The organism is Paucibacter sp. M5-1, assembly GCF_027498415.2.
Taxonomy (GTDB): Bacteria; Pseudomonadota; Gammaproteobacteria; order Burkholderiales; family Burkholderiaceae_C; genus Roseateles_E.
The window spans coordinates 3,823,330-3,848,850 of sequence record NZ_JAPZLM020000001.1 but is presented as its reverse complement, the minus strand read 5'-3'; the positions used below and the strand labels follow the sequence as shown (position 1 = coordinate 3,848,850).

The 25,521-nt window shown below is 69.8% G+C and carries 21 protein-coding genes; 11 read left to right on the top strand and 10 right to left on the bottom strand.

Going from position 1 to position 25,521, the window contains the following annotated elements; translation table 11 throughout:
* Positions 1-22: 22 nt before the first annotated feature.
* From O5M90_RS18120 to ada, 4 genes are all read right to left on the bottom strand, one after another.
* Positions 23-829 carry a substrate-binding periplasmic protein gene (locus O5M90_RS18120; protein WP_137943795.1) on the bottom strand — a complete coding sequence of 269 codons (807 nt, stop codon included), beginning with the start codon at positions 827-829 and terminating at the stop codon, positions 23-25.
* Between the two features lie 87 nt (positions 830-916).
* Positions 917-1,561, bottom strand: a complete 645-nt coding sequence (alkB, locus tag O5M90_RS18115; protein ID WP_262971963.1) for a DNA oxidative demethylase AlkB — start codon at positions 1,559-1,561, stop codon at positions 917-919.
* Complete coding sequence (locus tag O5M90_RS18110; RefSeq protein WP_269839839.1) at positions 1,558-2,253, bottom strand: 2OG-Fe(II) oxygenase; 696 nt, start codon at positions 2,251-2,253, stop codon at positions 1,558-1,560. The genes alkB and O5M90_RS18110 overlap by 4 nt, the downstream gene beginning before the upstream one ends.
* Entirely contained in the window at positions 2,250-3,329 is a 1,080-nt protein-coding gene (gene ada, locus O5M90_RS18105) for a bifunctional DNA-binding transcriptional regulator/O6-methylguanine-DNA methyltransferase Ada (protein ID WP_171018319.1), read from the bottom strand. The genes O5M90_RS18110 and ada overlap by 4 nt, the downstream gene beginning before the upstream one ends.
* A 92-nt stretch (positions 3,330-3,421) precedes the next feature.
* Between ada and O5M90_RS18100 the strand changes: the two genes are divergently transcribed.
* The 8 genes from O5M90_RS18100 (at position 3,422) to O5M90_RS18065 (ending at position 12,267) form a co-directional block, all read left to right on the top strand.
* Entirely contained in the window at positions 3,422-3,922 is a 501-nt protein-coding gene (locus O5M90_RS18100) for a GAF domain-containing protein (RefSeq protein ID WP_137943791.1), read from the top strand.
* Between the two features lie 2 nt (positions 3,923-3,924).
* Positions 3,925-4,317: a response regulator gene (locus O5M90_RS18095; protein WP_137943790.1), complete on the top strand. Its 393-nt coding sequence runs from the start codon at positions 3,925-3,927 to the stop codon at positions 4,315-4,317.
* A gap of 85 nt (positions 4,318-4,402) precedes the next feature.
* Complete coding sequence (locus tag O5M90_RS18090; protein ID WP_269839838.1) at positions 4,403-5,338, top strand: N-acetylglucosamine kinase; 936 nt, start codon at positions 4,403-4,405, stop codon at positions 5,336-5,338.
* The gene (locus tag O5M90_RS18085) at positions 5,335-6,186 is read left to right on the top strand and encodes an N-acetylmuramoyl-L-alanine amidase (RefSeq protein ID WP_269839837.1); all 852 of its coding nucleotides are present in this window, start codon (positions 5,335-5,337) and stop codon (positions 6,184-6,186) included. The genes O5M90_RS18090 and O5M90_RS18085 overlap by 4 nt, the downstream gene beginning before the upstream one ends.
* Before the next feature lie 174 nt (positions 6,187-6,360).
* On the top strand, positions 6,361-9,390 hold the full coding sequence (locus O5M90_RS18080) for a TonB-dependent receptor (RefSeq protein ID WP_269839836.1): 3,030 nt from the start codon (positions 6,361-6,363) through the stop codon (positions 9,388-9,390).
* A gap of 217 nt (positions 9,391-9,607) precedes the next feature.
* Positions 9,608-10,507, top strand: coding sequence for a LysR family transcriptional regulator (locus O5M90_RS18075; protein ID WP_269839835.1), 900 nt, complete (start codon positions 9,608-9,610; stop codon positions 10,505-10,507).
* Positions 10,508-10,612: 105 nt separating this feature from the next.
* Complete coding sequence (locus tag O5M90_RS18070) at positions 10,613-11,215, top strand: M15 family metallopeptidase (RefSeq protein ID WP_269839834.1); 603 nt, start codon at positions 10,613-10,615, stop codon at positions 11,213-11,215.
* Between the two features lie 8 nt (positions 11,216-11,223).
* On the top strand, positions 11,224-12,267 hold the full coding sequence (locus O5M90_RS18065; RefSeq protein ID WP_269839833.1) for a S66 peptidase family protein: 1,044 nt from the start codon (positions 11,224-11,226) through the stop codon (positions 12,265-12,267).
* 6 nt (positions 12,268-12,273) lie between these two features.
* On the opposite strand, the gene O5M90_RS18060 is transcribed toward O5M90_RS18065, so the two are convergent.
* Positions 12,274-13,110 (bottom strand): PEP-CTERM sorting domain-containing protein, encoded by an 837-nt coding sequence (locus O5M90_RS18060; RefSeq protein WP_269839832.1) that lies wholly within the window; start codon positions 13,108-13,110, stop codon positions 12,274-12,276.
* Positions 13,111-13,242: 132 nt separating this feature from the next.
* Here O5M90_RS18060 and O5M90_RS18055 point away from each other — a divergent pair, with 132 nt between their 5' ends.
* Both O5M90_RS18055 and O5M90_RS18050 read left to right on the top strand, forming a co-directional pair.
* On the top strand, positions 13,243-15,123 hold the full coding sequence (locus O5M90_RS18055) for a sensor histidine kinase (protein ID WP_269839831.1): 1,881 nt from the start codon (positions 13,243-13,245) through the stop codon (positions 15,121-15,123).
* 22 nt (positions 15,124-15,145) lie between these two features.
* The gene (locus O5M90_RS18050) at positions 15,146-17,002 is read left to right on the top strand and encodes a sensor histidine kinase (RefSeq protein ID WP_269839830.1); all 1,857 of its coding nucleotides are present in this window, start codon (positions 15,146-15,148) and stop codon (positions 17,000-17,002) included.
* 10 nt (positions 17,003-17,012) lie between these two features.
* On the opposite strand, the gene dacB is transcribed toward O5M90_RS18050, so the two are convergent.
* Complete coding sequence (gene dacB, locus O5M90_RS18045; protein ID WP_262971974.1) at positions 17,013-18,470, bottom strand: D-alanyl-D-alanine carboxypeptidase/D-alanyl-D-alanine endopeptidase; 1,458 nt, start codon at positions 18,468-18,470, stop codon at positions 17,013-17,015.
* 280 nt (positions 18,471-18,750) lie between these two features.
* Between dacB and O5M90_RS18040 the strand changes: the two genes are divergently transcribed.
* Positions 18,751-21,540: a TonB-dependent receptor gene (locus tag O5M90_RS18040; protein WP_269839829.1), complete on the top strand. Its 2,790-nt coding sequence runs from the start codon at positions 18,751-18,753 to the stop codon at positions 21,538-21,540.
* Positions 21,541-21,588: 48 nt separating this feature from the next.
* Here O5M90_RS18040 and O5M90_RS18035 read toward each other — a convergent pair whose 3' ends face one another.
* From O5M90_RS18035 to O5M90_RS18020, 4 genes are all read right to left on the bottom strand, one after another.
* A complete protein-coding gene (locus tag O5M90_RS18035; RefSeq protein ID WP_269839828.1) occupies positions 21,589-21,975 on the bottom strand; it encodes a hypothetical protein in 387 nt (128 codons plus the stop codon).
* A gap of 92 nt (positions 21,976-22,067) precedes the next feature.
* Positions 22,068-22,967 (bottom strand): S66 peptidase family protein, encoded by a 900-nt coding sequence (locus O5M90_RS18030; RefSeq protein WP_269839827.1) that lies wholly within the window; start codon positions 22,965-22,967, stop codon positions 22,068-22,070.
* The gene (locus tag O5M90_RS18025; RefSeq protein ID WP_269839826.1) at positions 22,964-24,223 is read right to left on the bottom strand and encodes a D-amino acid dehydrogenase; all 1,260 of its coding nucleotides are present in this window, start codon (positions 24,221-24,223) and stop codon (positions 22,964-22,966) included. Before O5M90_RS18025 ends, O5M90_RS18030 begins: the two co-directional genes overlap by 4 nt.
* A 105-nt stretch (positions 24,224-24,328) precedes the next feature.
* Positions 24,329-25,516, bottom strand: a complete 1,188-nt coding sequence (locus tag O5M90_RS18020; RefSeq protein ID WP_269839825.1) for an amino acid aminotransferase — start codon at positions 25,514-25,516, stop codon at positions 24,329-24,331.
* Positions 25,517-25,521 lie beyond the last annotated feature (5 nt).

Here is a 25,521-nt window from a genome sequence, read left to right as displayed (position 1 = left end):
ACGCATGGACAGAGGACTTAAATCAACGGGCGCCGAATTGTGCCAGCGTGTCGCGCCGCAGCGCCTCCAGCCGGCCGGCCGCGATCAGCGTGTCCAGCGCCTGCTGCAGCGCCGCCACCAGGGCCGGCTCGCTGTTCTTGCTGATCAGCAGCCACAGCGGCGCGCTGAGCGCCTGGATCTGCAGCACCGGCTCGAAATCCTCCGGCCGCAGGCCCGCCTCATGGACCCGGTAGGCAAAGCTGACATCCGGGTGGGCGAAGAAGTCGATGCGCTGCAGCTGGGCCTTGCGCAGGTTCAGCGCATTGGTGCGCACCGGATCGATCACGCTGTTGTCCGGCGGCTGGCCCACCCCCTGGGCGCGCAGCCATTCCTGGAAGTTGGACTGGTCCTGCACGCCGAAGCGCAGGCCGCGCCCCTTCAGCTCGGCCAGCGAGCGCACCGGCGGCGCGCCCGCCGTGCGCAGCCGGTACAGCCAGAGCTGGTAGGGCGAGACCTCGCGCAGCCAGCGGTAGGCCTCGGCACGCTCGGGCGTGCGCGCGACGCTGAGCACCAGCACATTCGGCTCGGTCTGGGCCTGGGCCAGGGCCCGCTTCAGCGGCAGGAACTGCAGCGGCTGGGCGTTCAGGGCGTGGCTGCGGCCGGCGCGCTGCACCACCTCCTGCACAAAAGCATGGACATAGCCGGCCGGCGCGCCGCCCGGCAACTCGTACTGCAGCGGCGGAAAACTGTCGGCCAGCAGCTTCAGCACGGTCGGCTCGGCCGCGGCGGACAGGCCGGGCAGGATCACACACACCAGCCACAGCACAGGGCACGCGCGACGCAACAGCATTCTGGAGTCCCTCCCCTTGAGCGCTTGAACCGCAGCCCCCGGGACATCGGGCGTCGGACCGCTGTGATGATAGTGGCTGCGGCGCGCTCAGCCGGCCTTGCGCAAGGTCAGATTGATGCGTTGTTCTCCCCACAGCGGATGGCGGCCCGGCTTCAGCGCCGCGACACCGTGATAGCGCAGCCGCGCCGGCCCGCCCCAGACCACCACATCGCCATCGCGCAGCGCCAGCCGCAGGCAGGGATAGTCGCGCCGCAGGCCGCCAAACAGGAACACCGCCGGCAGGCCCAGCGAGATCGAGACGATGGGCTGGCCCAGATCGCGCTCGTCCTTGTCCTGGTGCAGCGACAGCGCGGTGCCGGGCTGGTAGCGGTTGACCAGGCAGGCGTCGGGCACGAAGCCGGCAAAGCCGGCCGCAGCCGCCGCCGCGCCGGCCAGCCGGGCCAGCCGCTCATCCAGCGCCGGCCAGGGCCGGCCGCTGTCGGGGTCCAGCGCGGCATAGCGGTAGCCGCGCTCATCGCTGACCCAGCCCAGCGGCCCGCAATTGCTCATCGCCACCGCCATGCGCCGCCCGCCGGGCGTCAGCCAGCGGCGTGGCGGCGCGGCCGCATACACCTGTTCGACCATCTCCCGCAGCTCGGCGGCCTGCGCCAGCGCAAAGCCGGGCAGCAGGCAGGCGCCGGGGGCCAGGTCTTGCCGCTGGCCGGGTTCGGGCGCGAACAGCTCGGCGTTCATGTCGCGTCGTGGAAGATCAGGCCCAGGGTATGGCGCCGGCCGGCGCGCAGCCGGCTGACGCCGTGCCGCATCGCGACCCGGTAGACCCCGCGCGTGCCGCTGACCGGCCGCTGGTTGACGGCGAACAGCACCGCATCGCCACGCTTTTGCAGCGGCACCACCTCGGGGCGCGACTGCAGGCGCGGGCGCTGCTCGGTCAGCACGAACTCGCCGCCCTCGAAATCTTCGCCCGGCTGCGACAGCAGCACCGCGATCTGCAGCGGGAAGACCTGCTCGCCATACAGATCCTGGTGCAGGCAGTTGTAGTCGCCCTCGCGATAGCGCAGCAGCAGCGGTGTCGGCCGGCACTGACCGGCCGCATGGCAGCGCGCGATGAACTCGGCATGGCTAGCCGGGAACCGGGTCTCCAGCCCCAGGGCCTGCTGCCAGCGGTTGGCGATCGTCACCAGCCTCGGATAGACCGTGGCGCGCAGCGCGGCCACCGGCTCCGGCAGCGGATAGGCGAAATACTGGTACTCGCCCTGGCCATAGCCATGGCGCTGCATCACGACCTTGCTGCGAAACAGCTCGGGCCGCTCATACAGCGCGATCAGCTCGGCGCAGCGCTCGGCGCTGAGGAAACCCGGCAGCAGCGCATTGCCGCGCTCGTCCAGCGCCTGCTCGGCGGCGGCCCAGTCGATCGCAGGCCTCATGGCTTGGCCTCGCGGGCCAGCAGCTCACGCTTGCGCGCTACGCCCCAGCGATAGCCGCCCGGGCTGCCGTCCTGGCGCAGCACGCGGTGGCAGGGGATGGCCACGGCCAGGGTGTTGGCCGCGCAGGCCGAGGCCACCGCACGCACCGCGCGCGGCGCACCGATGCGCTGGGCGATCTCGCTATAGCTGGCACTGCCGCCCGGCGGGATCTCGCGCAGCGCCTGCCAGACGCGCTGCTGGAAGGCAGTGCCGCGCACATCCAGCGGCAGGTCCAGGCCCAGGCCGGGCGCCTCGACAAAGCCGACCACCCGGGCCACCAGTTGCTCGAAGCCGGCATCACCGCCGATCAGGCGGGCCTTGGGAAAGCGGTCCTGCAGCTCGCGCAGCAAGGCCTCGGCATCGTCGCCCAGGCTGATCGCGCACAGGCCGCGCTCGCTCTGCGCCACCAGGATCGCGCCCAGCGCACACTGGCCCAGCGCAAAGCGGATCTCGGCCGCCGCGCCGCCGTCGCGGTAGCGCCGCGGCGCCATGCCCAGCAGCGCGTCGGCCTGGGCATAGAAGCGGCTGCTGGCGCCATAGCCGGCGCCGTAGAGCGCGTCGGTCACGCTGCCGTATTCCTGCAGCAGCTCGCGCAGCCGCCTGGCCTTGTGGGCATCGGCGTAGGCCTTGGGCGTCAGGCCCGTCTGGGCCTTGAACAGGCGGTGCAGATGGTGCGGGCTCAGACCGGCACGCTCGGCCAGCGCGTCCAGGCTGGGCGGGTTCGGCGCCTGCTCGATGAAGCGACACAGCTCGGCCACCAGCGCGGCCTGGCGCTGGGCCAGCGGCGGCTGATCGGGCTTGCAGCGCCGGCAGGGGCGAAAACCGGCGGCCTCGGCCTCGGCCGCCGTGGCATGAAAGGCGATGTTCTCGGGCCGCGCCGGCCGCGCCGCGCAGGAGGGCTTGCAATAGACGCCGGTGGTCCGGACCGAGTAGAAGAACTGCCCGTCCGCCGCCGCATCGCGCGCGCGCAGCGCGGCCCAGCGCGGGTCGTCCAGCGCGGCCAGGGCCCGGGTTTCGGTCTTGCTGCTCATATTCATCATCGATCTCCGTTGCATGATGACCGAAATCTAGGCGGGCTCGCCCGAGCCGGCATCCCGCTGCTTGCTTTTGAATTCGATACAGTCGGCCCATGCAAGCCGCCCCCATCCCCGCCAACGACGCCGAGCGCCTGCAGGCGCTGCGCGAGCTGCTGATCCTGGACACGCCGCCGGAGCAGCGCTTCGACCGCATCGCCCAGTTCGCGCGCGAGGAGTTCGAGGTCGCCACCGTGCTGATCAGCCTGGTCGACGAGAACCGCCAGTGGTTCAAGGCCAAGACCGGCCTGGAGGCCAGCGAAACCCCGCGCAGCACCTCCTTCTGCGGCCACGCCATCCTGCAGCCCGACATCCTGATGATCGAGGACGCGCTGCTGGACCCGCGCTTCGTCGACAACCCGCTGGTGACCGGCCCGCCGCATGTGCGCTTTTATGCCGGGGCGCCGCTGGAGCTGCAGCCCGGTCTTCGGGTCGGCACCCTGTGTCTGCTGGACCCGCGGCCGCGCCGGCTCGACCGCACCGAGCTGGCCATCCTCGGTTCGCTGCGCGACCTGGTGCTGGCCGAGTTGCGCGGCCACGGCATGGACGGGGCCTGAGCATGCCGGCACGCCGCAAGACCCTGCTGCTGGTCGATCCCCATTCGCTGTTCCGCCGCACCGTGGCCCTGGTGGCCCGCGAGCTCGATGTCGCCGATGTGCATGAGGCCAGCAGCCACGAGGCGGCGCAGCGCCTGCTCGAATCACAGACCTTCGACGCGCTGCTGATGGACATCGGCGACGGCCTGGGCGCGCTGAGCCTGCTGCAAAGCCTGCGCGACGGCGCGCTGCGCAGCCCGGCCGACCTGCCGGTGGCGCTGACGGCAGAGAGCGTCGACGCCAGCCTGCTGGCGCTGTTCAAGCCGCTGCAGGTGCAGCGCATCATGCTCAAGCCCTTCAAGGTCAAGACCGCGCTGGAGGTGGTGGGCGCACTGACCGGAGCGCCGGCACATTGATTCAAGTTATGCCCGCTGCGCGCATTGACATTGGCGAGCCGGCGGCCGCGCCCCTAAGCTGAGCCGCCCACACCTCGTCCGACGCATGCCTGTTGTTCCGCTAGACACTCCCCGCGACGCCCGGCTCGGCCTGGGTCTGGACGCCGGCGGCACCCAGACCCGCTGGGCGCTGTCCGATGCAGCCGGGCGCCGCCTGGCCGAAGGCCATGTGGCCGGCATCAGCGGCCTGCAGCTGGCCAGCGTCGAGGGCCGGGTGGCGCTGGCGCAGACCGCCCACCAGCTGGCCTTCGCGACCCTGGCCCACGGCCGACCCAGCGGCCTGTACGCCGGCATCACCGGCCTGGGCGAGGCCGACGGCCCGGCCGCGGCCCAGCTGAAGGACATCCTGTCCCAGGCCCTGGGGCTGAAGCCGGCCGCGATGGTCTGCGGTAGCGATATGGACATCGCCTACCGCAGCGCCTTCGAGCCCGGCCAGGGCTATCTGCTCTACGCCGGCACCGGCGCGATCGCCGCCTTCATCGACGCGCAGGGCCGCATGCAGCGGGCCGGCGGCCGCGGCGCGCTGCTGGGCGACGAGGGCAGCGGCTTCTGGATCGCCCGCGAGGCGCTGGCCGGGGTCTGGCGGCGCGAGGACGAGGCGCCCGGCAGCTGGCAGGAGTCGGCACTGGCGCGCGCGCTGTTCGAGGCCATAGGCGGCAGCGACTGGGCCCTGACCCGCCAGTTCATCTACGGCGGCGAGCGCGGCACGATAGGCCGGCTGGCGCTGGCCGTGGCCGCCGCCGCCGAGACCGATGCGGATGCGCGCGCGCTGCTGCGGCGCGCCGGCGGCGAGCTGGCCCGGCTGGCGCTGGCCCTGCTGCGCCGCTACGGGACGCGCCCCGTGGTGGCCGCCGGCCGCGCGCTGCAGCTCCATCCCCTGATCATCGAAGGGCTGCGCGCGGCGCTGCCCGAAGCCATTGCGCTGCGCGTGCAAGATCTGCAACCTCACCTCACCGCCGCCCGGCTGGCGGCTCGTCTATGAAAAACACCCTGCTCGTTCTCGCCAGCGCCCTGCTGCTCGGCGCCTGCGCCACCGGCCCCCAGGGCCTGCACATCGACACCAGCCACACCTCGCAGAACCAGGACAGCCGCGCCCTCTTCCTGGTGCTGCACTACACGGTGCTGGACTACGAGAAGTCGCTGCGGGTGCTGACCACCGGCGGCCAGGTCAGCAGCCACTATCTGGTGCGCGACGAGCCGCCGACCATCTACCGCCTGGTCGACGAGAACCGCCGCGCCTGGCATGCCGGCCCGAGCTTCTGGGCCGGCCACAGCAATCTGAATTCCAGCTCGATCGGCATCGAGATCGTCAACCCCGGCTACAAGGACACGCCCGAGGGCCGCGTCTACGCGCCGTTCTCGCAGCCGCAGATCGACGCGGTCATCAAGCTCAGCCAGGACATCGTCGCGCGCCACGGCATCAAGCCGGAGCGCGTGATCGGCCATGCCGATATCGCACCGGGCCGCAAGCAGGACCCGGGCCCGATGTTCCCCTGGAAGCAGCTCCACCAGGCCGGCCTGATCGCCTGGCCCGACGCCGCCCAGGTGGCGGCCAAGATCAGCGGCTATGCCGCGCTGCTGCCCGACACCGCCTGGGCCCAGGACAAGCTGGCCCGCATCGGCTACAACGTGCCGCGCCACGGCGAGCTCGACGAGCTAACCAAGCAGACCCTGGTCACCTTCCAGATGAAGTACCGCCCGGCGCTCTACGACGGCGTGCTCGACGCCGAGACCGCCGCGCTGCTGGACACCGCGACCACACCCGGCGGCATGCGCATGGCCACGACCCCGCTGGAAGGGCCGACCAAGCCCTATACCTCGCGCTGGTAAGCGCCGACCCATAACACCCATGCATGCAACACCGCCAACAAGGAATTGTTGTGCGGCGGCGCCGCTGACCATGATTCACACGCCAGCAATAGTTCGCGTGTAGCGGAGGCACAGCCGCCCTCCGGGCCCGGATGCTGGTCGCAGAACCAAACGTCCGAACCGGGGAGTCTTCGCATGACCTTCAAACCCACCCAGATTGCCCAAGCCGTGGCCCTGAGCCTGCTGCTGGGCAGCCCGCTGATCGCGGCCGCGCAGACGCCGGACAGCACGGAAACCACCGAGCAGCGCAAGGCACGCGAGGCCGCCGAGGAGAAGCTCAAGGCGCAGCAGCTCGGCACCGTGACCATCACCGGCATCCGCGCCTCGGTCGAACAGGCGATCAATATCAAGCGCATGGCGTCCAGCAATGTCGAGGTGATCACCGCCGTCGACGTGGGCAAGATGCCCGACAAGAATCTGGCCGACTCGTTGCAGCGTCTGGTCGGGGTCGCGGTGCGCAGCGACTATGACGAGGCCGAGAAGGTCTCGATGCGCGGCACCAATGCCGATATGAGCCTGATCCTGTTCAACGGCCACACGGTCAGCGGCGGCGACTGGTATGTGGCCGACCAGCTGTCCAGCTCGCGCAGCACCTCGCTGAGCCTGATGCCCTCGTCGGTGCTGAACCAGGCCACCGTCTACAAGACCTCGCAGGCCAATATCGTCGACGGCGGCCTGGCCGGCACCATCGATGTGACGACGCGCAAGCCGCTGGACGAGAAGTCCCGCTTCGGCGGTGTCGCCAGCGCCGGCGCGGTCTATGCCGACCTGCCCGGCAAGACCAGCCCCCAGCTCAACGCCAGCTTCAACTGGAAGAACGAGGCCAACAACTTCGGCGTGATCGGACAGGTCTTCAAGGAGAAGCGCCACATCCGCCGCGATACCGCCTCGCGCTTCGCCTACGGCACCAGCAGCGGCTGGGGCGAGATCAACACCGCGACGATGAAGGGCATCACCGATGCATCGCTGGCCGGCACCGGCTACAAGGCGGCGGACCTGAACGGCGTGCGCCTGCCGGGCTCGATGTCCAGCGAGTTCGTCGAGGGCGTGCGCGACCGCAGCGGCGGCATGCTGGCGCTGCAGGCCCGCCCGACCCAGAACCTGGATATCGGGCTGACGGGCTTCTACTCGTCGATGAAGGCCAACAACTTCGGCCGCCTGAACTCGGGAGCTATGTACAGCATGCTGCTGGGCAAGGCCGACTCGGTCGGCGCTACCGGCGCTGCGGCCGCCAACACCAATTCCAATGGCCAGCAGGTGTTCGCGCAGATCCGTAACCCGGTGATCGTCGAGCAGACGACGATGTACGGCCACAAGCTGCGCGTGCTGAAGAGCGCCGACATCGTCTTTGCCGACGGCACCAGCCCGCAGTACATCGGCAATTCCGAGGCCTTCTACCGCGACGGCGCGACTGCCAGCAGCGGCTTCCTCGATCTGGACGCCAAGTGGCAGCTCAGCAAGGACCTGGTGGTCAAGGGCCTGTTCAGCACCACCCGGGGTGTCGGCGAGACCCAGCTCGACCAGGGCCTGACCTATGCGCGCTACGGCACCGGCGTGTCCTATGCGCTGGGCAAGGTCGACGAGGCGCCGTTCGTCCAGTACCACGGCGCCGGCGCCAATCTGCCGGTGCTCAATGCCGATGGCAGTGGCTACAAGCTGGTCGGGCGTGCCGCCTCCAGCACCAAGACGGTGGACAGCGAGCAGAGCTTGGCGATCGACGCCGAGTACACCCAGGACAGCGGCGTGTTCACCAGCCTGGCCTTCGGCGCCCGCCATGCCGAGCACAAGCGCGACCTGCGCCGCTGGGCCCCGACCTTCCGCAGCGCCGCGCTGGCCGGCCCCGACCCCTCGCTGGCGATCGGCTATCCCGGCAATTTCGGCCAGGAGCTGGGCGGCGGCAACTGGGACCGCAGCGGCTTCTACTTCCCGAAAGACGTGCTGACCGGCTTCATGGCCTCGCAGTTCAAGGCCACGACGCCCGAGTTCGAGCGCCGCGTCGCCTCCGAGATCGAGATGCGCGAGAAGCAAAGTGCGCTCTATCTGATGCAGAACCTGGAGGGCCCGAACAACCGCTGGTCCGGCAATGTCGGCCTGCGCCTGGTGCGCACCACGGTGGACGCGCAGATCGTCACGCCGCTGCCGGCCGGCACCTGCGCCAAGATCGAACCCGGCAAGCCGGCCACGCCCTGCGCGGCCTTCCCCGGCGCGATCAACACGGCCGGCGACGGCAGCACCTTCTTCGACGGCGCGGCCTTCAATCCGGCCCAGGGCACGGTCTATTACAAGGTGCCCAGCCACAAGCAGTTCGACCATCTGCTGCCCAGCATGAATCTGCGCTATGAACTGAGCCCCCGCCTGATCGGCCGGCTGGGACTGAGCCGCACGATAGGCCGGCAGAACTACAACGTCTATGGCTCCGGTTTCAGCGGCCAGAGCTGCGGGCCCGCCGGCTGCACCGTCACCGGCCCGAACCCGAACCTGGCGCCGCTGACGGCCAACAACACCGATGTCTCGCTGGCCTGGTACTTCGCCAAGCGCTCGATCCTGGCTGTCAATCTGTTCAGCTCGCGCATGCAGGGTTACCCGAAAACCGGCTCGGTGCGCCAGGACAGCACGGTGGACTTGGTCGACCCGGTAGACAACCGCGTCAAGACCTATTTCATCAACACCGCCTCGCAGCAGAAGGCACGTATCCACGGCATAGAGATCAGCTACGAGCAGCCGATCGGCGCCGGCTTCGGCTTCAGCGCCAATGCCAGCAGCGCCAGCACCAAGGTACAGGACGGCCGGCCCATGGTCGGCGCCTCCAAGTACGCGGCCAATCTGGGCGGCTACTTCGAGAACGATGTGTTCAGTGCCCGTCTGGTCTACAACTACCGCAGCGAGTACGTGTCCAGCTCGACCGCGCCCTCGCCCACTGCCAACAGCCAGGGCCAGAGCGTGATCAACGGCGTCGCGATGCCGACCGCCCCGACCATGGCCGCGCCGGTCTCCAATCTCGCGTTCTCGATGAATTACAACATCAGCGATGCGCTGCAACTTTCGTTCAACGCCACCAATCTGCTGAACCCGGTGCGTGCCACCTACCGCTACAGCGAGGCCGAACAGCAGAAGGTGGATGCCAGCGGCCGCCAGTACTACCTCGAGGCGCGCTACAAGTTCTGAGGCAGGGTCAGGCTCGAAGCGCCAGGCAGGTCACCGACCTGCCTTTTTCATTGCCGTGCGGGCTGCGCCCGGCAGCGGATAACCAAAAGTTATATTCTGTCCAGCCCTATTCAGTTGCGAGCGTCGGCACGCTCTCCGACCATTGCTCCCGCGCCATGAAGCCCTTCCCGTCCCTCGCCCGCCCCTTGAATCGCTGCTGTCAGCACGGACGCTGACCATGCGATTGCGCCATATCGAAGTCTTCCACGCGGTGATGCAGGCCGGCACGATCAGCGGCGCCGCCCAGCTGCTGCATATCTCGCAACCGGCCGTCACCAAGGTGCTGCAGCACTGCGAGCTGCAGCTGGGCATGGCCTTGTTCGACCGGGTGCGCGGCAAGCTCTATCCGACCCCCGAGGCCGAGCGCCTGTTCGTCGAGATCGACAAGCTCAACCGCGATCTGGTGGCGATCCGCCGTCTGGCCGCCAATCTGCGCAGCGGCGAGTCCGAGCAGGTGCGCCTGGTCGCGACGCCGACCCTGGGCGCCTCGGTGATCCCGGCGGCGATGACGCATTGGTGCCGCGCCTACCCGGCCGGCCATTGCACGCTGGCCACCAACCACACGCGCGAAATCGTCTCGGCCCTGCTGCTGGGCGAGGCCGATCTGGCGCTGTCGCTGCAGGACCCGCGCCACCCCGGCATCAAGACCGAGGTGCTGGCCAGCGGCCCGATGATCGCGCTGTGCCCGGTCGGCTCGCCCGAGGCGGCCGAGGACGGCCCGCTGCCGCTGGAGCAGATCGGCACCGAGCTGGTGGCGCTGCCGGCCGAGGACCCGCTGGGCAATGTGGTGATGAATGCCTGCGAGGCCCTGGGCCTGCAGCCGATCAGCCGGCTGACGGTCCAGACCTACCAGCTGGCGCGCTCCCTGGTCGAGGCCGGCGTCGGCATGAGCATCGTCGACCCCTTCACCGCCGCCAGCGCCGACCGCAGCCGCGTGCGCCTGCGCCCGCTGGCCCCGGCTATTCCCGTGCAGCTCTATCTGCTGACCGCAGCCAACGCGCCGCTGGCGCAGAGCGCGCGCCGCCTCGTCAAGTACCTGGGCGAGGCCGCCAAACAGAATCTGGAAAGCATCCACTGATGAGAGCGACGCATCAATCCGGCGGGCCGCAGCGCCGGGCCGCCCCAAGCAAGGCCCTACCCTCACGGAGGGTCGCTCGCCGTACCCGGCGAGCGGGGTGCTGACATGATCCCCTGCGAAGAGGTGCCGCAGCACCCCGACTTCCGCGCGCTGCTGAGCATTCCCGGCATCGAGGTGGACCTGCGCTACGCCACGCGCGACAACTTCGTCGGCCGCAATGTCTATGGCGGGCTGGACTGCGGCTATCTGCGCCGCGAGGCCGCCGATGCGCTGGAGCGCGCCGCCGCCTGGCTGGCCGCCCACCGCCCCGGCTACCGGCTGCGGGTGCTGGACGCGCTGCGGCCGCAGCGGGTGCAGGAAGTGCTGTGGGCCGAGCTGCAGGGCACGCCGCTGACCCTGTATCTGGCCAACCCCGAGCGCGGCTCCATCCACAGCTTCGGCATGGCGGTCGATGCGACCCTGCTGGACCCGCAGGGCCAGGAGGTCGATATGGGCTCGGGCTTCGACGAGATGGCGCTGACCTCGCATCCCGACCACGAGGCCGAGCATCTGGCGCGCGGCCTGCTCAGCGCCGCCCAGCTGACCGAGCGCGGCTGGCTGCGCGCGGCGATGCGCGAGGCCGGCTTCCAGGGCATTGCCACCGAGTGGTGGCATTTCGACTTCGGCGACCGGGTCGCGGTGCGCCGCGACCTGCCCCGCGTCCTCTAAGGCAAGACATGACCCTCGCTCGCCGCCAGTTCGGCCAAGCATTGATGGTTGCGGCCGGCAGCGGCCTGGCCGCCGCCCCGGCACTGGCCCAGACCCGCCGCCCGGCCATCTACGCCAAGCGCCTGCAGCCCGGCGACACGCTGGCCCTGGTGAGCCCGGCCAACGCCACCTACGAGCGTGAGCCCATCGCCATTGCCACCGAGGCCTTGCAAGCGCTGGGCTTCAAGGTCAGGCACGGTGCCCATCTGCGCGGCCGCTACGGCCAGTTCGGCGGCAGCGATGCGCAGCGCGCCGAGGACATCAACACCCAGTTCGCCGACCCGCAGGTGGCCGGCATCCTCGCGATGACCGGCGGCTCGGGCTGCAACCGCATCGTCGACCGGCTGGACTACGCGCTGATCGCGCGCCAGCCCAAGTTCTTCGGCGGCTTCTCGGACCTGACCAGCCTGGTCAATGCGATCCATCAGCGCAGCGGTCTGGTGACCTTTCATGCGCCGGTGGCGGTGTCGGAATGGAATGCCTTCAGCGTTGCGCATTTCCGCGCGCTGGTGATGGACGCCGAGGCCCCGCTGCTGAAGAACCCGACGGGCGAGCGCGGCGACCATCTGGTGCAGACCCAGGACCGCATCACGACCTTGCGCGGCGGCCGCGCGCGCGGCCCTCTGGTCGGTGGCAATCTGGCGGTGCTGGCCTCGCTGGTCGGCACGCCCTACTTCCCCGACTGCCGCGGCGCCATCCTCTTCCTCGAAGAGATCAACGAATACATCTACCGGGTCGACCGCATGCTGTCGACCCTGCGCCTGGCCGGGGTGCTCGAGCAACTGGCCGGCGTCGTGATCGGCAAGTTCACCAAATGCGAGCCCGGCGACGGCTTCGGCACGCTGACCCTGGACGAGGTCTTCGACGACTACTTGTTGCCGCTGAAGGTGCCGGTCTATCGCGGCGCGATGATCGGCCACATCAAGCGCAAGTTCACGATACCGGTCGGCGCCGATGCCGAGATCGACGCCGACGCCGGTACGCTGCAGATCCTGCGGCCGGTGGTCAGCTGAAACCGCTCAGACCGCGCGCCGGCGTGCGCGCCAGCCCAGGCCCGCCAAGCCGGCCAGCATCAGGCCCCAGCTGCCGGGCTCGGGCACGGCCGAGACGCTGGCCGTGAAGCTGAAGTCGTCGATGGCCAGGCCGTGGTCGGAGGCCGGGTCGTTGATGTCGACCCAGCGCAGCCACAGCGTCTGGCCCGTCTGCCATTGCAGACCGGTCACGGTGGCGCCCAGGCCGGTGATGCGGTTGGCGGCCAGATTGCCATTGCCCGTGGTGCCGCCCGACAGCGTGGGGCTGTGGAAATCGGCGCCGGCCAGGCCGGTCCAGCTCAGTGTGTGAGCCGGGCTGCCGGCCGCGCCCAGCGCGTACTGCACCGTCAGGCTGTGCGCGGTATTGGCATTGGTGGACACATGCCACTGCTCGCCGGTGTAGCCGAAGGAGAAGCCGTCCAGCGTCGCGCTGCCGCCGTTCACAAAGGCCACCGCGATCGCGCCGAAGGCCTCGCCAACACCCGGCTCCACCGGGCTGTAGCGGTGCGAGGAGCCGCCCTGCATGCCCAGCGCGCGCTCGCTGACGCCGTTGCGGCCGTAGCTGATATGGGCGCGGTCCGAGCCACTGCTGGTCGAGACGCGCAGGCGCTCGGGGCTGAGCTCCAGCGCCGCGCCGGCCTGCAGATGCCAGCCGGCCAGGCTGGCGTCATTGCTCCACAGCGGATCGCTGCCGTTGACGTTGGCGAGGCTGTTGAAGTCCTGGCTGTAGGCCAGGCTGCCGTTGTTCAATGACACGGCGGCCTGGGCGGGGGCCAGCAGGGCCAGTCCAAGAATGGCGGCGGTGGCCAGGGGGATGGGGCGCATGGGATCTCCTGTGGGTTTTGTGAGCGCCAGAAGTTAGCCAGCCGCGATGACGGCTTGGTCGCGGCCCCCGGTCCGAACGGCAGGGGTTCGCGCAATGACGCAGAATCGGCCCAGAGCTTCAGGTACAGGTCCATGTCCGAGAGCAGTCCCTCATCGCCCGAGGCCCGCACTCGCTGGCTGCAAGTCCAGCGCGAGGCCTATCTGGCCGAGCCCTGCGCCGCTGAGGTGCTGATCGAGCCGGCGCGCGCGCTGCTGGACCAGGTGATGCGGGAGGGGCCCAGCGACTTCGCGGTCGATCTGGCCCAGCACCTGGCCGAGATGCTGGGCGAGCTGTGGCGCTCGGAGCAGATCGAGGCGGTGCTCGATCCGGTGCTGCCCTGGCTGCTGGCCGGCCATGGCTCGCTGAGCAGCCGCATCGCGGCGCTGTCGCTGCGCTGCCGCATGCATCTGCGCTTCGGTCGCCTGAGCGAGGCCCTGGCCCTGCTGGAGCCGCTGACGGTGCTCAGCGAGGCCAGCCCGCAGCCGGCCGACCAGGCGCACCGCGCCCGTGTGCTGGGCCAGGCCCTGTCGGCCCAGCGCGAATGGCGGCGCGCGATTGACTGCATGCGCGAGGCCTTGCGGCTGGCGGCCAGCGGCGGTGATCGCGGTCGCTGGGTGGACCTGCTGGTCTCGATCTCGGTGGCGCACCGCGCTTTAGGTGAGCCCGAGGCCCAGCTGGCGGCGCTGCGCGAGGGCGCGCAGATGGCGATGGCGCAGCGGCGCTGGATCGCGGCGGTCAACAGCTGGTCCGGCGTGGCCGAGGAAAGCCTGGCCCGCGAGGACGAGGCGGCCGCCGAGGCCGCGCTGCTGGAGGGCCGGCGCTGCCTGGCGCTGGCCGGCCCCGGGGCCGAACGCATCGTCAAGGAGCTGCTGGCGGCCGAGGCCTTGCTGGCGGCCCGGCGCGGTGAGTTCGCGCGCGCGGTCGAGCTGATGCAGCAGGTGGTGGTGCAGAGCCGGCAATGGTCGATGCGGCGCCAGGTGGCGCGGCGCATCCGCCAGACCGTGCCCTGGCTGCTGCAGGATGGCCGGGCTGAGGCGGCCTGCGCGGCGCTGGAACAGGCCCATGCGCTGGAGCTGGAGGAGGTCAGCGAGGCCGGCCGCCAGGACGCCGCCGCCCAGCTGCAGCGCGCCGAGCTGGCCCATGCGCGCAGCCAGCAGGCCCATAGCGAGACCCATGCGCTGGAACTGCAGGCCAAGAACGGCGCGCTGGAGCAGGCGCTGGCGCTGCAGCGCGAGCTGCAGGCCGAGCTGCTGGAGGCCGGCAAGCTGGCCAGCCTGGGCCAGCTGCTGGCCGGCATGGCCCATGAGCTGAACACCCCGCTGGGCACCGCGCTGACCGCGCTGAGCACGGCCGCCGACCTGAGCCGCGCGCTGGGCAGCTGCGTGGCCGGCGGGGCCGTGTCGCGCAGCCGTTTCCTCAGCGATCTGCAAAGCTGCGAGCAGGGCGCCGAGCTGGCGCGGCGCAATATCGAACAGGCCCTGGCCCTGGTGCAGGCCTACCAGGCGGCCGGCCAGGCCCCCGATCTGCCGCGCCGCCTGCGCCTGGACACACTGGTGCGCTCGGCCTGGGAGCGGGCGCTGAGCCCCGGCACCCGGCTGTGCCTGGAGCTGGATGCGGCGCTGGAGCTGCACACCCATGCCGAGGCCCTGGGCGAGGTGCTGGTGCAGCTGTTCCAGAACGTCGAGCGCCATGCCTATGCGCCCGGTGCACCGGGCCATGTGCGGGTGCAGGCCGGCGTGCGCGAGGGGCAGGCGCGGCTGCTGGTGCAGGACCAGGGCGCCGGCATCGCGCCGGAGCTGCTGCCGCGCGTCTTCGATCCCTATGTGTCCAGCCAGTTCGGCCGCGGGCGCAGCGGCCTGGGCCTGTTCATCGCGCAGGCGGCCGTGATGCAGCGCCTGCGCGGGCGCATCCGCGTCGAGAGCCGGCCGCGCCAGGGCTGCCGCTTCGAGATCGAGTGGCCGGTGCCGGCCTGAGCTGCAGGCAGAATCACTCGACATGAGCCCTGCTGACGCCCTCTCCGACTGGCTGGCGCAGCAGCGCCCGCGCTATCTGGCCCAGCCCACGCTGGCGTCCGAGCTGGTGGAGCCGGCGCTGCAGTATTTCGCGGCGCTGCCGCCCGAGCCGGCCAGCGCGGCCGGGGTCGATCTGGCGCTGCTGCTGGTGGAGCTGCTGACCGAGACCATGCGCTATCCGGAGCTGGACGCACTGGTCGCCAGCGCCCTGCCCTGGGCCGAGGCCTTGGGCGACCGGGCGGCACAGAGCACGCTGCAGGTGGCGCTGGGCCGCAGCCATGTGCGCAGCGGCCGCTTCGAGCCGGGCCTGCAGGCGCTGGAGCGCGGCATGGGTCTGGCGCGCGACGAGGGTCGCCCCGCCCTGCTGGCCCAGGCCCTGATGCAGCTGGGCTTTGCGCTGCAGCGCCTGCAGCAGTTCGAGCGCTCGATCGCGGTGCGGCGCGAGGCGATCGCGCTGTACCGCGCCAACGGCGATGCCGGTCCCTGGGCGCAGATGTTCGTCGGCATCGCGCAGTGCGAGCGCGCGCTGGGCCGGCCGGCGGCCGCGCTCGCCGCGCTGGACGAGGGCGTGGCCGTCAATGCCGCGCAGCAGCGCTGGGGCGCGGCGGCCAATGCCTTGTCCGGCGTGATCGAGGAGAAGGTCGCACTGGGCCAGCTGGAGGCGGCCGCCGCCGATCTGGCGCGCGGCTTCGACTATGTGGCCCGGGGCGGCGACAAGGTCTCGATGGCGCGCACCGAGATGCGCTGCGCCGAGGGCGTCTGGCTGGCGGCCAGCGGCCGGACCGAGGCGGCGGTGCAGGCCTTGCAGGAGGTGCTGGCGCACTACGAACAGCGCCGCGCGCTGCCGCAGATCTCGCGCCGGCTCAAGCAGTTGGCGCCGCTGCTGGCCCGGCTGGGGCGGGTCGACGAGGCCCTGGCCGCGCAGGCGCGCGCCTACGAGCTGCAGCTGGACGATGTGCGCGAGGCCGCCCGGCAAGACCTGACCCTGCATCACCAGCGCCTGCAGCTGGAGCATGCCCAGGCCGAGCGACTCAGCGCCGAGCAGCATGCGGCCGCCCAGGCCGAAGGCATGCGGCGCCTGCAGGCGCTGCAGCAGCGCCTGGTCGAGGCCGGCAAGCTGGCCAGTCTGGGTGCCCTGGTGGCCGGCGTGGCCCATGAGCTGAACACCCCGCTGGGCTCGGCGCTGACGGCCGCCAGCACCGTCGCCGAGCAGCTGCAGCAGCTGGCCGACGACAGCGCGGCCGGCCGGCTGACGCGCAGCCAGTTCGAGCGCCTGCTGCAGCAATGCCAGCAGTCCTGCGCGCTGGTGACGCGCAGCCTGGAGCGCACCATCGCGCTGCTGTCCAGCTACGACAAGCTCAAGATCGAGGCCGAGCCGCGCCAGCAGGTGCAGCTGGCCGCACTGCTGCGATCGGTCTGGCAGCGCGGCTGCGCCGAGGGTGAGGAGCTGCCGCTGCAGCAACAGCTGCTGCTCGACTTCGATGCCCGGCAGCGCGCGATGGTCGCACCCGAGGCCTTGAGCGAAGTGCTGGCCCAGCTCTTCGACAACGCCCGTCAGCATGCCTATGTCGGCGGCCCCGGCCAGGTGCGGGTCGAGATCGATATGGCCGAGGCTGTGCTGCTGCGCCTGCGGGTGCGCGATGCCGGTGCCGGCATCGCGCCCGAGCTGCTGCTGCGCATCTTCGACCCCTATGTCTCCAGCCGGTTCGGCCGCGGCCGCAGCGGCCTGGGCCTGTTCATCGCCTATGTGACCTGCAGCCAGCGCCTGGGGGCACGGCTGAGCGTGGACAGCGAACCGGGCCGGGGCAGCTGCTTCGAGATCGAGTGGGCGCCCGCCTGAGCCGCCGCGCTCAGCGGCGCGCCAGCCACTCGATCAGCGCATCCAGCACCGGCCGCCCCTTGGCCGCGGCCTGCTCGTCGTTCAGCAAGGCCACCACCACCCACAGCCGGCCCCGCGCATCGGGCATATAGCCGGCCAGCGCCATCGCATTGCGCAGGGTGCCGGTCTTCAGGCGTGCCCGGCCCTCGGCCGGCCCGCCCTTGAAGCGCCGCGCCAAGGTGCCGTCGACGCCGGCCACCGGCAGGCTCACCAGCAGCTCGGGGCCATGGCGGCCGCGCTGGGCCGCTTGCAGCAGGGCCGCCAGCTGGGCCGGCGTGATGCGCTCGCTGCGCGACAGGCCGGAGCCGTTGTCCAGCACCAGGCCCTGGTCGGCAATGCCCTGCTCGGCGAACCAGGCCCGCACCACGCGCTCGGCCGCCGCCGCCGTGGGCTCGCCGGGCGCCGCTGCGGCCGCGCCCAGTCGCAGATAGGTCAGCCGGGTCAGCGCATTGTCGGAGCGCTTCATCATCGGAAACAGGTCCTCGATCAGCGGCCGACCCTGGTGACTGGCCAGCACGACAGCGCCGGCCGGCGTCGCGGCCTCGCGGTCCGGGCCCTCGATCACGCCGCCCAGCTCGCGCCAGAGCTGGCGCAGGGACTGCGCCGCCAGCCATTGGCGGTCGACCAGATTGAGCTCGGGCGCGGCGCGGCAGTGCTTCGGAAAGCCGCCTTGCAGCATCACGACCACGCCGCCCGCGTCGCGGCCGAGCTCGGGCACCCGCCAGTCGCGCGCCCAGTCGGCGCAGGGCCGCTCATTGAGCGTCAGCCGGCTGGTGTCGACCTTCATGCCGGGCCAGGCCGGGAACAGCCGGGCCTGCACCCGCTCGCCGTCGGACTGCAGCAGGTAGCGCAGCAGCTGGCCGTTCAGGTTCAGCGCGTCGGGGATCACGTTGTAGGGGAACTCGGGCGCCTCATCGAAGGGCGGGGCACCCAGGTCCGCACGCGCCGGAAGGAAGAGCTGGCGGTCCACCACCAGGCCGCCCTGGATCTCGCGCACGCCCTGCTCGCGCAGCTGGCGCAGCATCAGCCACAGCGCGCCCCAGTCGAGCGCGCTGTCGGCGCCACCGCGCAGATACAGCGGGCCGGCCAGCCGCTCGCCCTGCGGCGCGGCCTCGGCCAGCAGCTCGCTGCGGCCGCGGCTGTGCGGCCCCAGCCGGTCCAGCGCGACGATGGCCGTCACCAGCTTCATCGCCGAGCCGGGCTGCATCGCGCGATCCGCCTGCAGGCGCAGGCCCTGGTCCGGCGCGTCGAGCGCAAAGGCCACGACGCCCAGCGCGCTCTCGGGCATGCCGGCCGCATCCAGCGCCGTCCTGACCTCGGCGGGCAGCGAGGGCGCAGCGGGCTGCAGGCTGGCGCAGCCGGCCAGGCTCAGCGTGGCCAGCAGCAGGCTCACCGAATGAGCCAGTCGGGACAAGGAACTCGAAGACATGACGGTATCGATAGGGCCGGGATGGCTTGCGACTGTAGCGCCTGGCTGCCGCCCAAGCCGGGCCCGCATTCCAACAGGTTATATGCACGCGACAAGCATTCATCGGGGCCAGCGCAACAAACAGGTGGCAGCCCTATGGTGGCAAACCCGGGGTGTGCTTGATCATGAATGCAAGCCGAGAGCGGCCTGCCGGCCCACGAGGCCGAAGGGCAAGGCGGGCACACCAATCATTCGTCGGGGACGCGCCAGCGTCATGACAAATCCAAAGAGGAGTAGCACTTTGAAACTGAGCAAACTCGCGCGCAGCCTTGCGCTGATCGGCATCGGCGCGCAAGCCTTGGGCGTGGCATGGGCACAGGGTGCCGCGCCGGTACAAAGAGTCGAGCGGGTGGAAATCACCGGTTCCAGCATAAAGCGACTCAGTGGTGAGGGTGCACTGCCGGTGCAGGTCATCACCGGCGCCGAACTGAACAGCAAGGGCATCACGACGGCCGAGCAGATGCTCAGCCAGATGGGCATCAACGGCACCGGCGCCGACAGCGCAGTGGCCAATAACAATGTGTTCGGCAGCGACACCGACCGCCTGACCGGCGGCTCGGCCAATGCCAATCTGCGCGGGCTGGGCCCGGGCAGCACGCTGGTGCTGTTGAACGGCCGCCGCATCTCGACCCATGGCATGAGTGGCGGCGCGGTCGACCTGAACGCGATCCCGATGGCCGCCGTGGCGCGGGTCGAGGTCCTGAAGGACGGCGCTTCGGCGATCTACGGCACCGATGCGATCGGCGGCGTGATCAACTTCATCCTGAAGAAGGACATGCAGGGCGTCGATGTCGCCGTCAATTACTCGCAGCCGCTCGAATCCGGTGGCGGCACCAAGCGCCGCGCCAGCATCACCGGCGGCTTCGGCAATCTGGACCGCGACCGCTTCAACATCCTTGGCAGCCTGACCTTGGACAAGGACGACATCCTGCGCGGCAGCGAGCGCAGCTGGGCCAATGGCTTCCAGCCTGGTCGCTATCTCTCGCCCGATTCTTCCAGCCACCCGTTTGCCAACATCATCAACATTGCCAACACGGCCCTGGGCGCCACCGGCTCCACTGTCGGCAATGGCGACGCCACCAAGTACACGCGTATCAATCTGCTCAGCATGCAGGGCGACTGCGATGCCATCGCGACCGGCGTGCAGTACCAACCTCAGCTGTGGAACGCCGCTCAACCGGCGACTCGCTACCTCTGCAACACCGACTACGGCAGCCAGTACATGCTGGCTGCGCCGAACGACGCCTACAACCTGGTGACGCGTGGCAACTTCCTGATCAACGACCGCCACACGGCCTTCGTCGAACTGACCGCCTCGCGCACCGAAAGCAAGGCCGAGCTGACGCCGGCACAGTTCAGCACCACTGCAGCGGCAGGCAACCACTACCCGGTCAACGGTCCCCATTACCTGAACCTGAAGGACTACGGCGTCAACGACTTCGACCCGACCAAGCCGATCGCCTACCGCTGGCGCATGCAGGACTTTGGCAACCGCGTGATCGAGAACGTGTCGGAGAACCAGCGCCTGGCCGCAGGTCTGGACGGCGAGATCGGCGCCTATGCCTACAAGCTGGGACTGTCGAGCGCCAAGGCCGAGGCCTGGTCCAACCTGATCGACGGCTATGCCTATACCGCCAAGCTCAACACGGCACTGAAGACGGGTCTGATCAACCCCTGGCTCAAGCCCGGCGAGAAGCAGACCCAGGCCGCGATGGAGCTGATCGAATCGACCAAGGCGCGCGGTCGTCTGCAGGGCGGCGAAACCACCTTGACCCAGTTCGACGGCGCGCTGTCGGGCGAGCTGTTCAAACTGCCGGCCGGCTCGCTGGACTTCGCGCTGGGCTTTGATCTGCGCAAGGAGACCTATGAGTTCGCGCCGCAGCCCGACGCCTTCAACTGCGTCTCCGGCATGAGCAACGGCGCCAATGATGTGCTGCTGTGCCCCGGCAACAGCGCCATCGGCAAGCAGTCGCGCGACATCAAGGCGGTTTACGGCGAACTGGCCGTGCCCGTGTTCAAGGGGCTGGATCTGCAACTGGCCTTGCGCCATGACCGCTACAGCGACGTCGGCAGCACCACCAATCCCAAGATCGCCTTCCGCTACCAGCCCAACGATGTCTTCCTGCTGCGCGGCTCGGTCAACACTGGCTTCAAGGCCCCGAGCTTCCAGCAGCTGGCGCCCAATACGGCGCCGCTGCTCGATACCTCGGACTGGCGCGATCCGGCGCAATGTCCGGTCGCCGATCCAGCCAACCCGAACTGCGCACGCCGGCTGGACTACATCGTCACCGGCAACCCCAATCTGAAGCCCGAGAAGTCCAAGCAAGGCACGATAGGTATCGTCGTGTCGCCGGTGCGCGACCTGACGATGTATGCCGACTACTGGCGTATCGATCTGGACGACCGTCTGCGCAAGCTGACGCTGTCCGAAGTGAAGAATAACTACGCGCTGTTCTCGGACCGCTTCGCCCGCGACGCCTCCGGCCGCGTGACACTGGTCACCACCGGCTGGGAAAACGCCGCCGACAGCTCGACCAAGGGCCTCGACTGGGGCGCCGCCTACCAGTTCAAGCACACGAGCGGCACCTGGCGTGCCAGCATCAACGGCACCCATATGCTGAGCCACAAGGAGCGTGCGCTGGCGAACCTGCCGCTGCAGGAACTGGTCGGCGAGTTCTCGCTGCGCACGCTGTACCTGCGCGACAAGTTCAGCGCCGATCTGGGCTGGGGCCGGGACGACTGGAGCGCCACGCTGACGACGGTCTACAAGTCCGACTACAAGGACCAGGACATGACCCGGTTCGGCACGCCGCGCCGCAATGTCAACAGCTACACGACCTTCAATCTGTTCGGCAGCTACACCGGCTTCAAGAACATGGTCATCACCGCAGGGCTGAACAATCTGCTCGACACGGCACCGCCGTTCAGCTATCACAACGTCGATGACGTGGTCGGTGCCGGCTGGGATCCGCGCGTCGGCGACCCGTTCGGCCGCACGCTATCGCTGTCGCTGCGCTACTCGTTCAGGTAAGCCAGCAAGCCCAAGGCCCGCCGATGGCGGGCCTTGGCGTGCCGGGACTCAGTTACCCAAGCTGATCGTCGAGCCGACCACGCCCTCGGCATTGAGGATCTCGAGCTGGTCGCCCTGGCGGCGCACGGTGAAGCAGCCTTCCTTGCCCTCGCGCATCTTGCGCCAGATCGTGCAGTAGCCCTTGTCGTCGAGGCGCCAGGTGCCGCTGTCATTGCCGCCCGGATAGAAGAGCTGCATGGTGCCGTCGGCGCGCATCTCCCACTGGGTGACCACGCCGCTGGCCTTGATGGTCGAGCGGTGCTTCTTGCCGACCAGGGTTTGCTGGATCTCCTGCGGCGTCAGCAGCCCGTCCTGGGCCCAGCAGACCGGCGCAAACAGCGGGGCGAACAGCGCTGCGGCCAGTCCGAGCGCGAGTGTGGGATGGTGGGGCAGCATGGCGATCTCCCGGACATCAATGGGACAAGGCCGTCATTCTTGCGGCCGGGCGATCGCCCGCCATCCCCAGAACAGCGTAGCGCGCGGCCCGCTCAGAGCAGGGTCAGACAGCCCGCCGCGACATCCATCTCGACCTGCAAGCCCAGCGGCAAGGCGATATGCGGACGGCAATGGCCCGAGGGCCAGCCGGCCAGCATCGGTTTGCCCAGCGGGCTCAGCAGATCGGCCAGCACCGCGTCGGGCGATTCGGCGTCGCTGAAGCTGCCGATCAGGAAGCCGGCCGCCGCGTCGAGCACACCGGCCTGGCGCAGTTGCACCAGCAGACGGTCGACCCGGTACGGCGCCTCGCCCACATCTTCGATAAACAGGATCGCGCCCTCGGCGCGCGGCGCCCAGGGCGTGCCGAGCAGGGCCGCGAAGACCGCCAGATTGCCGCCGATCAGGCGGCCCGCCGCGCACTGACCCTGGTTTAGGCCATGGGCCGGCAGGGCCGGTGCGATCTGCTCGCCGACGCCCAAGCCCCGATGCAGCAGATTGAACAAGGCATGGGCGTCGGCGCTTGCGTCGGCGTCAAGCAAGTTGGAGGCGGGCATCGGCGCATGCAGGCCCACCAGCCCCAGGCCGTCGCGCAGCCCGTGCAAGGCGGTGATGTCGCTGAAGCCGATCAGCAGCTTCGGGTGACGGCGCAGCAGATCGGTGTCGATGTATTCCAGCAGCCGCGCGCAGCCATAGCCGCCGCGCAGCGCCAGCACCGCGTCGACCTCAGGGTCGGCGAAGGCGGCATGCAGATCGGCCAGGCGCTGCGCGTCGCTAGCGGCCAGATAGTCCAGATGCGTGGGGCCGGCGCAGCCGGGAAACAGCTTGGCTTTGAAGCCATTGGCGGCCAGCAGGGCCGGCACCCGCTCCAGGCTGCCTACTGCGGGCGGACCGGCCGGCGCGATCAGGCCCAGCGTCGCGCCATAGGGCAGCGCGGGGATCAGCCGAGCGCTCATGCCGGCAGCCGCAGGCCGTCCAGCGCGATCGGGCTGGGGAGGCCGGAAATCAGCTCGGCCAAGATGCGGGCCGAGCCGAAGGAGAAGGTGAAGCCTAAAGCGCCATGGCCGACATTGAGCCAGAGATTGCGCACCGGGCTGGCGCCCAGGATGGGCGCGCCGCTGGGCGTGGCTGGCCGCAGACCGGCCCAGGCTGCAGCGGCGTCATAGTCGGCCGCCTGTGGGAACATCGCCCGCACCGCGCGCTGCAAAGAGGCGATGCGCTGCGGATCGATGCGGGCATCGTTGCCGACCAGGTCCACCATAGCCGCCACGCGCAGCTGCTCACCGATGCGGGCGTACAGCACCTTGCGCTCGAAGTCGGTCACGCTGACCTCGGGCGGGCGATGCTGGGCGCCGATCGGCGCGGTCAGGCTGTAGCCCTTCAGCGGGTAGATCGGCAGGTTCAGGCCGGCGCTCTTGCCCAGGCCCCGGCTGTGCAGGCCGGCGGCCAGCACAAAGGCATCGGCCGGCAGCTCGCCGGCATCGGTCTGCAGCGCCACCGCCCGGCCTTGCGAGAGCACAAAGCCCTGGGCCTGCGCCCGCACGACGCCTTGGAACTGGCCATGCCGACCCAGGCGCTCGGCCAGCTGCAGGCACAGCCGGTGGCAGTCGGCCACGGCCTCACCCTCGGTGAAGATGCCGCCGGCCAGCTGGGCATCGCCGTCGGCCAGCGCCGGCTCCAGCGTCACGCACTCCTGATGGCTCAGCGCCCGCTCGGCGGCATCATCCTGGGCGCGAACGCGCGCGGCCACCCGCGCAAATTCCTCGGGCTTGCGGTAGACCACCAGCTTGCCGGGCGCACGCAGTGCAATGTCGTCGGCGTCGAGGCCGGCGCTGCGATGCAGCTCGGCGAACGCCGCCTGGCTCAGCGCGCCGAGCTCCAGCAGCCGCGCCGTCGTGCGGCGGTTCACCGGGCCCCGGCAGGCGCGCAGGAACTGCAGCATCCAGGCCCATTGGTGCCAGCGTAGCTCGGGCTTGAAACGCAGCGGCCCGTCGGCATCAAGCAACCAGCGCAGCGCCTTCAGCGGTACGCCCTCATCGGCCAGCGGCGAGACATAGCGGTAGCTGAGCTGGCCGCCGTTGGCGCGGCTGGCCCCTGAAGCCAGCGCGGCTTCCCGCTCCAGCAGTGTGACCCGATGGCCGCGCTCGGCCAGGGCCCAGGCAGTCGTCAGACCGACCACCCCGCCCCCGATCACCACAATATGTTGACTCATCCCGACTCTTGGACACTGATCTGCCGGCAGAGTAAGGACAAGACGGGCTCAGGACCAATGAAAGCGCGAGCGCCGCCTATAACCTGGCCGCATGTGGCCGCATCGTCAGCCTAGCACCGCCGCCATCGCAACGGCCGTGGCCTCGACGTTCTTGCTGTTGAGCCCGGCCACGCACATGCGGCCCGAACGCACCAGATAGACGGCGAACTCGTTCTTCAGCCGGTCCACCTGCTCGGCCGACAGGCCGGTGTAGCTGAACATGCCGCGCTGGGTCAGGAAGTAGTCGAAATTGCGGCCCGGCTGCTTGGCGCTGAGCACCTCGAACAGGCTGTTGCGCATCGCCATGATGCGCTGACGCATCTCGGCCACCTCGCCCTCCCACAGCGCACGCAGTGTCGGATCGCTGAGCACGCGGGCCACGATCTGGCCGCCGTGCAGCGGCGGGTTCGAGTAGTTGCGGCGGATCATGAATTTCAGCTGGCCCAGCACATTGACCGCTTGGGCCGCGTCGGGGCAGACCACACTCAACGCGCCGCAACGTTCGCCATACAAGCTCATGCTCTTGGAAAAGCTGTTGGCGACGAAGAAGGACAGGCCCGCGTCGGCCATCGCACGGATCGCGAAGGCGTCTTCCTCAATGCCCTCACCATAGCCCTGGTAGGCCAGGTCCAGGAAGGGCAGCAACTCGCGCTCGGCCAGTACCGGGATCAGCTCATCCCACTGCAAGGGGCTCAGGTCCACACCGGTCGGGTTGTGGCAGCAGGCGTGCAGCAGCACGATGCTCTTCTTTGGCAGGGCGCGGATGGCTTCGAGCATGTCGGCAAAGCGCACGCCGCCGGTCTTGGCGTCGTAATAGGGATAGGTCTTGACCTCAATGCCCGAGCCTTCGAACACCGCACGGTGGTTGTCCCAGGTCGGATCGGAGACGTAGATGGCACTGTCGGGGAAGTAGCGCTTGATGAAATCGGCACCGACCTTCAGGCCGCCGCTGGAGCCCACGCTCTGGATCGTCACCGTGCGTGCGCGCACCGGATGGTTCTCGCCGAACAGCAGGGCCAGCACCGCGCTGCGGAAATTTGCCGCGCCCTCCATCGGCAGATAGGGCCGGGCACCGGCCTCGGCCACCACGGCCAGCTCGGCGCGGCGCACCGAGTCCAGCATCGGGATGCGGCCGTCGTCATCGAAATAGATTCCGATCGACAGATTGATCTTGCCCGCGCGCTCGTCCTTCTGGAAGGCTTCGTTGAGGCTCAGGATGGGGTCGCCTGCGTAGGCGTCGACGTGCTTGAACATGGTGT